This is a genomic window from Roseofilum acuticapitatum BLCC-M154 (assembly GCF_030068475.1).
Lineage (GTDB): Bacteria > Cyanobacteriota > Cyanobacteriia > Cyanobacteriales > Desertifilaceae > Roseofilum > Roseofilum acuticapitatum.
In genome coordinates this window covers 54709-69961 of record NZ_JAQOSP010000109.1, presented here as the reverse complement: position 1 = coordinate 69961, position 15253 = coordinate 54709, and the positions used below count along the sequence as shown (strand labels likewise).

The window sequence follows — 15253 nt, the reverse complement described above, 5'->3', positions numbered from 1 at the left end:
GGAAGCACTCTGCCCATGAACCCCATCTTAAACCTAATCTCCGCCCTCGGAATCGTCGTCTTATGTCTGATCGCTTGGGTGGGTTCCGAAGACCGGAAAGTGGTTCCCTGGAAAACCATTATCTTTGGGATTAGTCTACAACTGATTATTGGACTGCTCGTTTTCGTCCTCCCTACCCGCGACCTCATTGCCCAACTCAATAATCTGCTCAATGCCCTCTTAGACGCTTCAGAAGCGGGCGCTCGCTTCCTATTTGGGGGGGATACGTCCGCCTTTGTGCCCGATCCCAACCGGGTGGTTGGCCCGGGGCCAGCCGGACGGTGGATCATGCGGGCAGTGGGTCAACCCTATGTAGCCGTTCCTGGAGATACCCTAGGTTCGGATAATCTCAATCCGGGCTATATCTTCGCCTTTCGCTCTCTACCGCAAGTGGTCTTCTTTTCCGCTTTAGTGGCTCTGCTCTATCGATTGAATATTATTCAACCGATTGTGAAGGTCTTCGCCCAAATTTTCCAGAAAACGATGAAAATTAGCGGGGCAGAGTCCCTATCAGGAGCCGCTAATATTTTTGTGGGTATTGAATCGGCGATCGCCGTTAAACCCTTCCTCGCTAAAATGACCCGTAGCGAAATCTGTGCCATTCTCACCAGTTGCTTTGGCTCCATCGCTTCCTCTGTCCTCGGACTCTATGCCGGATTTTTGCGCCCCGTCTTTCCCTCCATTGCCGGTCATTTGGTCTCCGCTTCCATTATGACCATTCCTGCTTGCTTCGTAATTGCCAAAATCCTGGTTCCCGAAACCGGAACACCGGAAACCCTGGGCAAAATTCCCGAAGAACCGGAAGAAGACCCGGAAAAACGCCCTAATCCCATGGACAGCCTGATTATGGGAGCCTTAGATGGGGTGAAAATGGCTGTGGGTATTGCGGCGGTCATTATCGCCATTTTGGGCTTAGTCGCCCTAATTAACATGGGATTTGATAGCTTATCCGGATTACCTGCACCAGTCGGTACTGTCTTTCAAGTGGTCACCCTGCAAAATATTATGGGCTTCCTGTTCTTCCCCTTGACCATTCTCACAGGAGTTTCCCTAGATATTAACGAGATTTGGCAAGCTTCCGTGATTATCGGTCGTCGCGTCTTTGAAACCAATGTGCCACCCTATATTAGTCTTGCTAATCTTAGCCGCACTGGAGCCATTAGCGATCGCGCCATGCTCATCGTCAGCTATGTTCTCTGTGGCTTTACCCACTTTGCCTCCTATGGCATCTTTGTTGGTGGACTCTCTTCCCTGATTCCCGAACGGCGCTCCGAAGTCTCTTCCCTCGGCTTCAAAGCCCTCTGGGCCGCCACTCTCGCCACCCTCATGACCGGTTGTATCGCCGGACTCTTTGACTTCGGTAATCCGGCTACATTAGGACGATAACCCCCTTTGATCCGAAGCGCTATTAAGATAAATGCATGGAAAATTGACTTAATATTTAACCTAGTCATCAAAGGAGGTCTAATTAGCGTGGTATCATCCCTCTCCGAGGCCGTTTCGGTACAACTGCAAGATGAATATCGTCAACGTCGGGAAAGATTAATGGCTCAAATGCCAGGGAGTACGGCCATTTTTCGCAGCGCTCCGTTGGCCGTCATGCACCATGATGTGGAGTATCCGTTTCGCCAGGATAGTGATTTTTTCTATCTGACGGGGTTTAATGAACCGGAAGCGGTGGCGGTTTTAGCCCCTCACCATGAGGAACACCGGTTTGTTTTGTTTGTGCAACCGAAGGAGTGGGAAAAGGAAGTTTGGAGTGGATACCGCATCGGTGTGGAGGATGCAAAAGCATTGTATGGTGCAGACGAAGCCTATCCGATTGGGGAGTTGCCAGAAAAATTACCTCAGTATTTGGCGAAAGCCGATCGCCTATATTATCACTTGGGTATTGATGAACGGTTTAATCAGACCATTTTGAAGCAGTGGCAGTCTTTACTGAGACAATACCCGAAAAAAGGCTTTGGCCCCACATCCTTAGAAGACCCGATGACCCTGTTGCATCCGCTACGCCTGGTCAAGAGCGAGGCGGAATTGGCACTGATGCGTAAGGCGATCGCCATTTCTGTAGAAGCCCATCATTTAGCCTGGGATATGGCTAAACCGGGCATTTATGAGTATGAAATTCAAGCGGAAATGGAGCGCCTCTTTCGTCGTCGGGGAGGGGTGGGGCCGGCTTATCCGTCTATTGTGGCTTCTGGGGCTAATGCTTGTATTCTCCATTACATTGAGAATAGCAGCGCCCTAGAAGCAGGGGATTTGCTCCTGATTGATGCCGGGTGTTCCTATGGCTATTATAATGGGGATATTACCCGTACTTATCCGGTGGGTGGCAAGTATGGTATGGAACAACGGGTAATTTATGAGATAGTCCTGGAGAGCCAACGGCAGGCGATCGCCCAAATTAAACCCGGTAACCCCTTTAATGCGGTTCATGATACTGCCCTTCAAGTTCTAGTCGAAGGCATGATCGAATTAGGCTTTTTAGTGGGAGAACCGGAAGAACTGATTAAAGAAAATAAATATAAGCCCTATTACATGCATCGGACTAGCCATTGGCTCGGTCTGGATGTCCATGATGTGGGAGCCTATAAACAAAATGAGGAAGAGTGGCAAGTGCTACAACCGGGTCAAGTGTTAACCGTGGAACCCGGCCTGTATATTGCTCCCTTAGTGAAACCAGCAGAAGATCAACCGGAAGTGCCTCAGCAATGGCGGGGGATTGGGATACGCATTGAGGATGATATTTTAGTGACTGAAACCGGGTGCGAAGTGCTGACGGCCGGGATTCCTAAAATGCCAGAAGAATTGGAAGGTAAGTTAGGATAAATGGCGATCGCCGGGTTGACTAGGGGATAGGGAGATAGGGGGCGACACCATAATGGGTAGGGTGTGTTATGCGGCTAGAAAATGCGAATGGTTACAAACCAATGATATTTCCGCATAACGCACCATCTGGATTATTGGTTAAATTCACATATTTATTGATGGGGTTTGTTGGTGGGGGCGGTGCGTTGCGGCTAGGTTAATATTTATCCGCAAAACCGATGATTTATCGATGCCGCAACACACCCTACCGGGGGCTACAGAACCCCGAATTCAATTTTGGGTTAAATTCACTTTCCAAGAGGGGGATTTAGGGGGATCGATGCTGTATTGCATAGCAGAGGAAAAGGCTATATCACTTTTCACTCTTATAGCGCCAAAATTCTCCTAGAAATGCGACTAATCCAGACATCACAATTAGAATTACACTGAGGGCATTAATATCGGGTTTTACGCCGGTTCTGATGCGGCTAAAGATCTCCATAGGCAAGGTATTAAAGCCACTGCCTGCCGTGAAACTGGCGATCAGGAAATCATCCATACTGAGGACAAAGGCGAGGAGGCAACCGGAGACAATACCGGGTAATAATTGGGGTAATAGGACTTGTATAAAGGCGTTAAAAGGGGTTGCCCCTAAGTCTAGGGCGGCTTCTTCGAGGTGTGGGTCTAAATCGGCGAGTCGGGTGGAGACGACGAGGGCAATATAGGCGAGGCAAAAGACGATATGGGCAGCGACAATCGTCCAGAGACTGAGGGGAATGGCAAAGACGGCAAGGAAGACAAGGGTGGCAACGGCGATCGCAATATCAGGAATAATCAGAGGTAAATAAGATACTCCCAGATACAGGGATTTACCCCGAAATTTATACTTAGCTAATCCCACTGCCATCAATGTGCCTAAAACTGCCGAAACGCCCACGGCACAAAAGGCGACAGTTAAACTATTTTGCAGAGAGGACAAAATTCTCCCATCCGAGAACAGTTTGATGTACCAATCGAAGGTAAAGCCTTGCCAATTGGCACTATAGGCAGATTGGTTAAAGCTATATAAGGCTAAGACGGCAATGGGCAGATACATAAACCCAAACATGACCAGGGTAAACCCAATTTGCCAGGAAAAGGAAAATTTAGATTTAGTCCCCAAGGAGTCAGGGATTAGGGTTTCTTCGGGGGGTTGAATCGATTGGGTCATGGTTGGGGAATGGGGGAGTGGGGGAATTGGGGAATGGGGGAATGGGAAATAATCGCCGCGTCGTCTGTGCGTCTCCCTATCCCATATCTCTGTGGGTGAAGGGTTTGGCATGGGTTCCGGAGTAGGTGGCGGCAATATGACCGTTTCCGGTGACTTGATATTTGTAGGTGATTAATCCTTCTAATCCTACAGGGCCGCGTGGGGGCATTTGTTGGGTACTGATGCCGACTTCTGCGCCAAATCCGTAGCGGAAGCCATCGGCAAAGCGGGTGGAGCAGTTATGATACACGCCTGCCGCATCGACTTGATTCAGGAAGAGTTGGGCGGCTTGGGGGTTTTCCGTGACGATCGCATCCGTATGCTTAGATCCGTATGTGTTAATATGATCCATAGCTTCCTCTAGGCTTTCGACTTGCTTAATGGCTAAAATCAGATCGCTGTATTCTGTAGACCAGTCGGCTTCTGTGGCTGGGGCAATCCCTAATAATTCTACGGTTGCAGGGTCTCCCAGTAATTTTACGCCTTTTTCTTGTAGCGCTTGGGCAACGGGGGGCAAGATCTGGGGAGCGCAAGATTGATGGACTAAGAGGGTTTCGATGGCGTTACAGGCGGCGGGATATTGGGTTTTTGCGTCTACGGTAATGGCGATCGCCTTTTCTCGATCCGCAGATTCATCGAGATACAGGTGACAAATGCCATCGGCATGACCCAATACGGGAATGTTGGTGTTTTCCTGCACAAATCTGACAAAAGAGTTGGAACCCCTAGGAATAATCAGATCTACATATCGATCTAACTTTAACAGGGCTACGGTTTCCTCGCGGGTGGTTAAAAGTTGTACCACATCTGGACTAACGGCAGTTTGCGATAAGCCTTGACGAATGGCTTTGACAATGGCTTCACAGGAGTGAATGGCTTCCTTTCCACCCTTAAGAATGACCCCATTACCTGACTTAATCGCTAGGGTAGAAATCTGGATCGCCGCTTCTGGTCTGGCTTCAAAAATTACACCCAAAACCCCTAACGGACAACTGATCCGCTTCAGCACTAAGCCTTGATCTAATTCCCGATGGATTTGCACGGTTCCCACGGGATCGGGTAACTTTTGGACATCTCGCACCCCAGCAATATTGGCGTTTAGCTTAGTTTCATCCAGTTTCAGGCGATGATAGAGGGGTTTGGCAATACCTGCGGCGGTTGCAGCATCGCAGTCAGCTTGGTTGGCGGCTATAATTTCGGGTGCAGCCTGCTCTAGGGATTGGGCGATCGCCTCAATAGCCTGATTTTTCTGTGCTGTAGTGAGGGCAGCTAACTGACGCGCTCCTTGCCGAGTTTTCTGGGCGAGTTCGACTAATGTGGGGGAAGCCATGGGCAATTAACAAGTAACAATTAATAATGGAGTTACCTCTACTTTGAGGGAGAGGATTGTTTTCAAATTAGTTTATCACATCCTAAAATACAGAACGAGCAATTCATCTTATTTCCCGGTTCTTTGAAAATGTCTTCTCGCCAAGTTTTTGAGCAATCGATTGAGATTAAAGCTAATGCCACAACTGTGGAGCGATGTTTTACTGAGTTGGATTTGATGCACCAATGGCTCAATCCGATGTTGGAGTGTCAACCGGTGGGGGTGTGGAGTACGGAAGTGGGGAGTCAATCCCGGTTTATGATTAAAATTCCGGTGATACAACCGACGCTCAGGAGTCGGGTGATTGAGCGGCAACCGGGGTTAGTGGTGTGGCAGTTTGAGGGTTTTTTTCAAGGGTGCGATCGCTGGGAATGCCAACCTATAGAGTCTGGAACTCGTCTGGTAAACCGCTTTGAGTTTGAGATTGCTAATCCTTTGATTGCATTTGGGTTTAATCGGTTTGCGGCGGGTTGGACTCAAGAGGATATGAAAGCACAATTGGGCCGGCTGCGGCAAGTGGCACAGAGGATCAATTCATAATTAACAATGATAGTGATGAACATGGGTTTTGGTAGTCGGTGGTGGTTTGGTTTTTGCTGTGCTGCGGCGATCGCGATGCCGTTCTCTGGTAGCGCGGTACAAGGGTTTGATGGGGTGAAGTTGGCTCAGGTTGAGGTTAATGCTCAGGCAGTGGAGTATCTGAATCAAGGGTTGCAATTGATTCAAGGGGGGGAGGTGGAACGGGCGATCGCTGCCTTTCGAGAGGCAACGCGGTTGGGCCCAAATTTGGCTCCGGCTCAGTATAATTTAGGTCTAGCTCTGCGACAGATGGGGGATCTTCAGGGGGCGGCGAGTGCTTTTCATCAAGCGATTCAGATCGATCCGAATTTTGCGATCGCCTACGCGAATTTAGGGGCAGCACTGTTGGAGGGGAGTAATCTGCAACAGGCTCAGGACTATCTGCAAATGGCGATCCAGCTCGATCCGAAGTTGGGGGTAGGGCACTATAATCTGGGATTGGTACAAAAGTTACAGGGAAATGGGGAAGCGGCGATCGCCTCATTTAAGCAAGCCATTCTGTTTTCTCCCACTGCTCCAGAGCCTTATTATTATTTGGGTTTGATTTATCAGGAACAGGGGCAATTAACTCCAGCGATGGAGATGTTGCGCCAGGCAGTGGAGAAAAATCCAGAGTATTCCCAAGCTTATTATGCGATCGGCTCCATTTTATTACAACAAGGGCAATTAGATGAAGCCCTGAATTCCTTCCGAAAGGCTGCCGAAGTCGATCCCAATTATGGCAACGCCTATTATGGCGCAGGGTTAGTATTTATGCAAAAACAGAACTATCAAGAAGCACAGCGCGTCTTAGCCTTTGCCCAGGAATTATATGAAGCCGATGGGCATCAACAGTGGGCAATGATGGCGGCTCAATTATTACAACGAGCGCGAGAGTTATATCAATTAAAAATTAAAAATTAAAAATTAAAAATGGGTCTGGTTTGGGGGCGAGTTAGTTCTAATCATGCAAGATTTCGGGAAAATTGGCATCGCCGACTTGTTCAAAACTATAGATACAATCTTCGGGTAAATCGGGATAATCTAAAGGGGTTTCGCGCACGACTAAATCTAATCCCGACTGATAACCATAGAGCATTGCTTCTTCAAGATAGGGTTTTAGGCTGGGATTTTCTTTCATCAGGCGCACAATTTCCCGGCGCTGTTCTCGAATGGTTGCTCGCCAGCTTTTACTGCGTTTTTCGGGCTGAAATTGCCACTTTAAAAAATGTCCCAATAACACGCCTAAACGATTTCTGAGTTCTTGACGCTGCTGTTTACCCAAAGATTGCAGTTCCTCAACAAGATTGGCAATATCTAATTGTTGGAATTCGCCGGTTTTTAATACGTGAGATTGCTGCATCAGCCAACCATAAAAATCGGTTTCATAAAGACGATTTTCCATTCTCTTCGCCTCATCTCTCCATCAGTGATAGTATAGCAGATTCCTTTCAAGTGCTGATTATGACTTGTAAGGGGGACGGGGCGATCGTATACTTGAATTGACGGTAGCTTTAATGACTATGGTTAGTTCCTTACGACAAGCCAATGATAATCTCCCCAGGGTGGATTATAGAGACATCCTCGATCGCATTGTACAGGCGATCGCCAATCAGCCCCATTTATTTCGAGTTTCCGATGATTCTGAGCGATTATTGGTTAACATAGAGGCGATCGCCCATCAGATAGCCCAGCAAAACCTCACCGATCCTATCTTAGGGGTAGATTGGCGCGTTCGTGCTGCTACCGTCAACTTCAGTGACTCCTGCGCTGCCGAATTTCCCGATAAAATTCGAGCCATTAGACAAGCACTCCTAGAGCAACTGCAATTGAGCTTAAGGGCAAAAAACTTAGAAACCAGCGCCTTTTTATCCAGTTTACTTCAGGATTTCTCCACCTTTCAGAATGCACAACCGAGTTTAGATTTAAGTTATCCCTTTAAAGCTTATACGGGATTACAAAAAGAACGGCTACAGATTCAATCCCCTGGCTCAATTAAATTTCATAAGTTAACCATCACCGTCGATGGCGCGGATCGGTTTGATCAGCATTTACCTGAAGAATTGAGGCGTTATCTCTCTGAACAGCTTCATCCTGAAACCGATGAACAGCAGGACGATCTACAAGATGTTCTCACCGATCTCATCAGAGACAAAAATTCCGATCTGGATCGGCTAAAGCGGCTCATGGATACGGAAGTTTTGGGACAACTGAAAAAAGCAGCAAAAATTCAGTATTTAGAATATTTAGAGCAAAATATTAATGCATCCAAACATCCAGAAGTTATTTATCTCAGGGATTTGATTCGTCGGCTGAAAGCCTTGAATGATTATATTGCCGATCCCAATAAAGCGGACGCAGAATATGCATTTTCTTATCAAGGACAACCTGTCAATTTTCGCCAACTCTTCTCTCGTGCGGAAGCTTTAGATATTTTACCCGTTATTCCCATCATTGAAGGCTACTTAGGCGAAACGACAGATCCCCTCCATCACAGAAGACAATTTATTTTTGGACTGAAACTAAAATTCAATGGCCCAGTGCAAAATCAGGGCAGCGATAATGCTTTTGATTATTACTGTAGCTTACTGGATCTAGATCGAGAAGAAAATCAGGCTTTAACTCGAAGTCAATATGGTGTAGCAAAGATCTTCAAAGTCGCGTTTTTATATTTCTTTGTTTTTGCATCCGATTGCGATCCAGAGGCAGAAGGGTATAATTATAGTAATGAGTTAAACTACGATCCTGTCGCTCGTTTTGAAGCGAAAATTTTAGGGACACTGCAAGGAGATAACGATGAGGCAAAAGTCAGTCTGTTACGAGGAATTCTCAGAGGATTAGACCAGCGCAACGCTAGAGAAAAAGTTAACCGCTTGGTGAAATTAGTCAAAGAGACCTTAAAACAGAGAAGGGTTTTACCTGCTGATGAACAGTGTATTCATGTGGGGGTGAGGAAAACGTTATTGGAAAGAGATGTTGAGGAAATTTTGCGGCGACAAACTCTGTTTCGGGAAGTTCTGAGAGGAAATCCGAAGCAGTGCCTTCAGTATTTATCGGTGGGAGAAGCAGCAGTCAATCCGGATATTTTCTGCCAATTACCGGTTACCATAAAGATAGAAGATATTCGCTATGCCGAAACGAGCGATTCTCAATCTTTTTCGATGAGCTATAATCTGGAGCGTCTCCAGAGTTTTCCGGTGCTGCTCATGCCTAGGAAATGTCGTGCTTCTCAAGAATATAGTAGGTTAAAAAATCGGAAGCTTGTCTTATTCGAGATGGATACACAAGCAAATCAAGACTTAGATAATCAACAAGCCTTTTTGTATCGCTTTACCTTTACGCTGCTCTTTTATATCGTCGTTCAACAGTTAGCCAGTTATCTCCCCAACCGGGAAAATCTATTTATTCCTATTGTCCGCTTTCATTTAACGAATAAAAATGATTCATCGCCTCTGGAAGAATTCATGCTCAATTTGTCGGTTACTGTCTCTCATTTGCTGAATGAAGAGAACATACTGGCTAATTTCCAAGGCTTTGATATTACTAGGAACAATGTTCATAAAACAAGAAATGGTCTCAGTTCTCTCTATTCTCGACTGCCTAAAGTTTTCTCCTTTGATAACCGAGAGGAAACGCCTCAATTAGAAAAGTTAGCCATTATTGTGGTCTCCAGCCGCGAAACGGATGCCCATTATCAAGCGGATCGATCTCAGCATCTGTCTAATTTAATGGGCGAAGTGGTGAGCGTTACTCGTCGGCAAGATGATCGGATAGAAATTAATTGTTTAAGTACCTTTTCTGATTCTTATTCGCGCTCAGAACTGTTTAAAAATCCCTTGGTTCTCCGAGATAAAATAACAGAACTCTATCAGCAAGGATATCGGCATTTTGTTTATATTGCCAAAGCGCCCTATACCAGTAGCTTAAATATGACGGTTGAAGAGGATCGTCTGTTTTTTATGTCGCGATCGCTGATTCGTTGTCTACGAGATAATAACCCGGATATTCTTATTTATCCGATGTTTTTTGATAAATATTATGTGCGCTCTTCTATGAATCTAAAACCCAAATCTTTGTATGTCCAAGATATCCGCGAGTTAACCCAGTTGGTGAACGATCCGAGTCAGCAAGCTGTGGTGTTTTTTAATTTGTTTAATGGATTGAAAGTGGGGAAAAAAGATGAGCGATTTTATAATGGGGTGATTTCCTATGCTACCCTGTTAAATACTTATAATGGAATTTTGGATAATGAAGTGATTTATCAAGGGTTGCTACATGAGGGGGAGTTAAAACATGATATTTTACAGTATTTGACCCTGTTTCATTTTTCTCGCTATGAAGCGACGCGCAATATTAGCTTAAAGCTCGATCCCTATCAAAATATTATTGGGGATTATTCGGTGGGTAAGTTGTCTTTGTTTAAGCATATGAATGGGAAGTCAGAGTTTAATTCTTTGGCGTTTCTGACGGAAGTGAAAAAGGCTTTGATTTGATAAAGGGTTGCCCTCATCCCCTAGCCCCTTCTCCCACGGGAGAAGGGGAAAAGTCCCTCTCCCACGGGAGAGGGATGTAGGGAGAGGGCTTATATTCACGTAAATTAAGGAGAATTTTAGCGATGAAAATAGAAGATCAAGGACGACCGTTTGAGATTGGGTTTAATCTTGGAATTCTTAATTATCTTCAGCACAAAAAACTTGCACCACAATGGGTTGATTATTATCGCCAAGAGTTAACTCACTTAAACTTAAATGAAATTAATAAAAAACTGATTGAAAATGCGAGTTCGATGAGTTGTAGCGATCGCCAGATCATTGAAACCTGGAGTCAGCTTTTACTCTTGAAGGGGTTTCTGGGTGGGTATAATTTTTTATCTGAATATCTGCAAGGGACGGAATGGCAAGACTTTGAGAATCGTGTAGAGGTGCTTTATTATCAATGTGCGTTTGCGGGGGACAATAGTCTGAAGACGCATCCGAAGAGTCAAGAGCAGCTCTCTGAAGGGTGGTTATCTCAGTTAGAGGGACTCGATCGCGATAATTTGGAGATGTATATTAACCAATATCAGGGTACAGGAGAGTTTTTGAGAGCGGATACCCTGTTGTTGCTCCGCTATACTCGAAGTTCGCGACAAGAGTATCGCATTTTGGTGGTGGATGAATCGGTATTTGCCATTCAGTCGGAAAAAGATCTGACGAATGTACAAGATTTTATTGGACTGATTAAAAGCAAACTTATTAAAGAAATTAACTATTTGCGCTCGAAAAGTGTGTTTTCTAAGCTGAGAATTGATACGGGAGAAAATCCGGATTTAGACTTTTTGTTTTCTCCCGGTTTGAAGGATTATTTTACGGCGTTTAAGTCCAAGGATAAGGAGAGCGCGAAGCTGATTCAAGCGGCAGGATATGCCTATAGTTTCTATCAGTTTGCAGAGAAAACGGGGATTATTCCTAAAAAAGCTAAGGTGATTTTGAGTGCGATCGGATATAGCGATCGCGGAATGAATACCATGACGATCCATCCGGAAAACCTCTCTTTGTTTGAAACCTGTTATCAAATTTACAAGCATGAGTCCAGTGGCAAAGAGATGATCTCAGTGCGAAAACAGGTGTTTAATCAGATCAAGCGTCAGATGGGTTCAAGTTTCGATCGCGGTAGGGAGTTTGTGGAACAGTTGATTAATATTCCCCCAGATCGAACCACAGTAGTTACCCATCACGAGCAAATTCAGGGGTTTCTGACTTCGGTTGCACCCCTTCCCGATGATATTGCACACCAGTACAATCTCGATTCTAGCCTGGATTTACGCAATGGCCATGCGGAGTTGATTCGGCGATCGCTCCTTTCTGATAGCTTGTATCTTTTTTTAACGGGGAATCCGGGAATTGGCAAAACCACGGCGATCGCCAATTTCCTCCAACAGCATCAAGATGAAGGGTTTCTCTTCTTCTATGTTAGTCCCCGCAAACAAGTTAACCTCGATATTCTGGAAAAATTTAAGGATCATCAAGGAAATTGGTGCAGTGAAAACCTCGTTTGTTTAAACACCAATTCCCAAATCATTGCCGAACAAAAAGGTTCCTATACTGTACAATATCTTTCCCCTCAATGGCAAGGAAATTTTAGGCAACAATCCGTTTTATTTCTCGATGGAACTCAAGATCAAAAGCAGCAGAAAAAATACCCTTCTCGTTTGCAACGCAAAACCGAAGATTTGATCGTCGCAGCACCCCAAAATACAGCCGGAGTCATTCGCAGCATGTGCGAAGCCATCCATACCCTTGTCGATCGGCAAAGTACGAATAAAATCGTTGCTTCCATCTCCATTCAAGCCTTGAAAAAAACGCCCCAGGGTGGCGATACTCTCAAGCATTTCGGCGAGATTTTCAAAGGAGCCTACAATAGTCGCACTCAAGAAGTTATCCCAGCCAAAATGCAAGCCATTTCTAAGCGGTTCAAACATCTATTTATCATGATTGATGAAATCACTGGAGATGATAGCGGCGTAGAATTCTTAAATCGCATGACTCACATTCTCAGAGGCTATGGGTTAACCACAGGAAAACATGGATTTAATCCTAAGTTTATTATTGCTGATGCTTCCATTGTAGACAAAAATGTAATTCAACAGCACTTAAAATCCGGCAATCCCGAACCCGATAAAATATTTTTCCGCAAAGCGCAGAAAACGGCTTCACCCTTGACGGTAGAACCGTTTCAATTCAAACGCTATCCGGCAACCCTCATTAATACTAACTCCTATCCCGCCAGCGACCTCAATATAGGCTACAATATTATCATACATTCGACTCGATTTCAAGAGCGCGATCGCTTAAAACCCCAAGAAGATGATTTAGCCCAAAAATTGCGAGAAAAAATCTTAGCGGATATCGAGCGTATTACTGAAGAACAGGGAGAAACAGATGCTCAAATTTTAGTCTATATTCAAAACAAACAACGATTGCAACAACTGATTGAAGCACTTCAACGTCGTTGGCAGAGGTTTGAGAAAAACCAAGACTATCTAGAAATTCATGCCAGCCTTTCCGAGAGCGAAAAGCAAGCCATTCATCTTTATCAAAACGAAGTCAAGATCATCTTTATGACTTCCTCTGGCAGTCGCGGGTTATCTTTCCCCAAAGTTAAGCATATTTTAGTCGATATTCCGCGCTTCCAGGTGGAAAAAAATCTGATGGAAATCATTCAAGTCATCTATCGGGGGCGAGGAAATTTAGATCGGGATAATCAATCCAAATCTTTACACTTTTATCTGGCAGAACGTGCCGTTTACTTTGACGATGAGCCGCAGCTTTCCCTGCAAGAGAAAATTCTTAGCATTTTCAATATTTTACTGCTGCTCAAAGCTTCGATCATGACTCGGATTTTGGGAGCGGGAAAAATGGGCAGACAGGAGTATTTAATTATTCCCATTGGCGGAAAGTCGGTATCTGCGGCTGGACAAACTCTGAGTTCTCAACTGGCAAATTTGCTCAGGGAACTGAAAATAGAAACGAGAAATCATCCCAAGGATCGGCGCTTACAAGATTCCTATGAGCATTTAAAGACTTTACTGAGCCAAGCTGATTTTACGATTCCTAAACCGAAAAGCTGTTCTTATATTGCTGAAAACTTCAAAGATCGGTTCTTAGAGTTTATCCAACCAAACTTGAGCAGATTAATCGATTTCCCCCCTCTAGAAACGGGCTATCTGCAAGGAAATTTGCTGATGGTTCCCTTGGGCGATCGCATGGTTTCGGAAACCTATACGTTGTTTCTGGATTTAATTCTGAATCCGAGAACGGGTGAACTCTGGAAGAACTTAAGGTATATCAGTAGCCCCAAAAGTGACTATCATGAGAATCTTAAGTTTGCGACTCGAACAGCGATTGATTTAATTGATGAAATTCGGGAAACTGAGAATAAATCCCAACGCTATGAGCAGCAAAGTCAACGATTGGATCGCTATTATGCGCTACCTTTGTTAACATTTGTCGCTAGAGAGCAGATGAAAGCGTATCTAGCAGGAGGCGATCGCACTCTGTTTCCAGAGATGACATTTCGCTATATTCTGGAAGCCTATGTGCGATCGCTCTATCCCGTCGATAATGTTCTCCCTATGGGGGATCAGTACGAGAATTTCCCGTTCTTGATCTTCAGTAGCTATAGTTTAGGGGACATCCGCAAGCAATGGTTCGGCGATCGCTATCTGCTCAATTCCCATGAGTTAAATATCCTCAATTTGGTTTTATCTCAAGAGGGATAAACTCAGTTATTGCATTAGACCTCAACATCCCTTAAAAGCGCAAACCAGCTCCCATTTGTAGGTTCACTGAAGAGCGATCTCCATTTTGAAGCGGTTTGAGTTCCCAATTCGCTTTTCCATAAACAATAAAGTTATCTAATAGGGAGCTTTCTACCCCAGCAGTGACAACAGGGGTATTTTCTACCGCTTGATTTCCATCCCCATTCACAAAGCGATATCCTGCACCCACAAAGATATTGGCATTGCGGGTAACTGGGAGATCGTAGGAAAAGGTTGGTTCAAGGGTGAGGCGATCGCCTTCCATCACCAGCGATCCCCGTACTGATACCGGTAATAAAGGCACATCCCATCGTCCTTCTAGCGATCGCATCTCTCCCGGTTTAGTTTCGTTTAATAGACTTTCCACAAAGTTTGCACCCGTGGGATCGAGTAAATTATCCATCATGCGATCGGGAGTTTGTCCCACCCCCACATAATTGCCATTTAATCCTCTCGATTGGGCGATCGCACTGTCTGCTGATAACATCAACGGTAAGACTAAGAATAGGGCTTTTAGATTAAACATGATCTAGGGTTCATCCGTTACACAAGGGGCTTTAGAACGCCTTTCCTTCTTAAAAGATTAACGTCAGGATCATTTCTGAGGATAGCAGATTTGGAGTTTAAAGACATTGCGCTACCCGGACAACACCAAGTAGCGCAAGTTACAATATTTAACGGACTATTCCGGTAGTTTAACCAAAAAAGGATTATTCTAAGTCCCGACGACCGGGGTTACGAGAGGGATCGCTGGATAGGAACCCAAATACAAATAACGCTACAAAGAAAAGCACAACGATATTAACAACGATTTTGAGCGTGAGCATTTATGTTTCTCCGAACAGATAGGCTTTGGATCATCATATCGAAATTTGGCTTAAAAACCTAGTAGAGGAGATGAAGCGAGACTATATACCCTTGCGCTATTCCT

General features: G+C 45.0%; 11 protein-coding genes. 6 read left to right on the top strand and 5 right to left on the bottom strand.

All coding sequences use genetic code 11. The features are described from left to right. Positions 1 to 15 precede the first annotated feature (15 nt). Both PMG71_RS17485 and PMG71_RS17480 read left to right on the top strand, forming a co-directional pair. On the top strand, positions 16 to 1425 hold the full coding sequence (locus tag PMG71_RS17485; RefSeq protein ID WP_283754996.1) for a NupC/NupG family nucleoside CNT transporter: 1410 nt from the start codon (positions 16 to 18) through the stop codon (positions 1423 to 1425). A 123-nt stretch (positions 1426 to 1548) separates the two neighbouring features. Then, positions 1549 to 2868 (top strand): aminopeptidase P N-terminal domain-containing protein, encoded by a 1320-nt coding sequence (locus tag PMG71_RS17480; RefSeq protein ID WP_347179322.1) that lies wholly within the window; start codon positions 1549 to 1551, stop codon positions 2866 to 2868. A gap of 352 nt (positions 2869 to 3220) precedes the next feature. Here the strand turns inward: PMG71_RS17480 and PMG71_RS17475 are convergent, their stop codons facing one another. Beyond that, positions 3221 to 4057: an ABC transporter permease gene (locus PMG71_RS17475; RefSeq protein WP_283754994.1), complete on the bottom strand. Its 837-nt coding sequence runs from the start codon at positions 4055 to 4057 to the stop codon at positions 3221 to 3223. Positions 4058 to 4133: 76 nt separating this feature from the next. Then, positions 4134 to 5426 carry a glutamate-5-semialdehyde dehydrogenase gene (locus tag PMG71_RS17470; protein WP_283754993.1) on the bottom strand — a complete coding sequence of 431 codons (1293 nt, stop codon included), beginning with the start codon at positions 5424 to 5426 and terminating at the stop codon, positions 4134 to 4136. Positions 5427 to 5555: 129 nt separating this feature from the next. Between PMG71_RS17470 and PMG71_RS17465 the strand changes: the two genes are divergently transcribed. Together PMG71_RS17465 and PMG71_RS17460 are read left to right on the top strand one after the other, a co-directional pair. Continuing rightward, on the top strand, positions 5556 to 6005 hold the full coding sequence (locus PMG71_RS17465) for an SRPBCC family protein (RefSeq protein WP_283754992.1): 450 nt from the start codon (positions 5556 to 5558) through the stop codon (positions 6003 to 6005). Positions 6006 to 6020: 15 nt separating this feature from the next. Then, positions 6021 to 6947: a tetratricopeptide repeat protein gene (locus tag PMG71_RS17460; RefSeq protein WP_283754991.1), complete on the top strand. Its 927-nt coding sequence runs from the start codon at positions 6021 to 6023 to the stop codon at positions 6945 to 6947. Between the two features lie 37 nt (positions 6948 to 6984). Here the strand turns inward: PMG71_RS17460 and PMG71_RS17455 are convergent, their stop codons facing one another. Then, complete coding sequence (locus PMG71_RS17455) at positions 6985 to 7428, bottom strand: DUF29 domain-containing protein (RefSeq protein WP_283754990.1); 444 nt, start codon at positions 7426 to 7428, stop codon at positions 6985 to 6987. A 118-nt stretch (positions 7429 to 7546) separates the two neighbouring features. Here PMG71_RS17455 and PMG71_RS17450 point away from each other — a divergent pair, with 118 nt between their 5' ends. Next, positions 7547 to 10516 (top strand): hypothetical protein, encoded by a 2970-nt coding sequence (locus tag PMG71_RS17450; RefSeq protein WP_283754989.1) that lies wholly within the window; start codon positions 7547 to 7549, stop codon positions 10514 to 10516. 122 nt (positions 10517 to 10638) lie between these two features. Beyond that, entirely contained in the window at positions 10639 to 14283 is a 3645-nt protein-coding gene (locus tag PMG71_RS17445; RefSeq protein WP_283754988.1) for a helicase-related protein, read from the top strand. A 31-nt stretch (positions 14284 to 14314) separates the two neighbouring features. Here PMG71_RS17445 and PMG71_RS17440 read toward each other — a convergent pair whose 3' ends face one another. Together PMG71_RS17440 and PMG71_RS17435 are read right to left on the bottom strand one after the other, a co-directional pair. Continuing rightward, positions 14315 to 14848: a hypothetical protein gene (locus PMG71_RS17440; protein ID WP_283754987.1), complete on the bottom strand. Its 534-nt coding sequence runs from the start codon at positions 14846 to 14848 to the stop codon at positions 14315 to 14317. Between the two features lie 184 nt (positions 14849 to 15032). After that, positions 15033 to 15149, bottom strand: a complete 117-nt coding sequence (locus PMG71_RS17435; protein WP_283754986.1) for a photosystem II reaction center protein I — start codon at positions 15147 to 15149, stop codon at positions 15033 to 15035. Positions 15150 to 15253 lie beyond the last annotated feature (104 nt).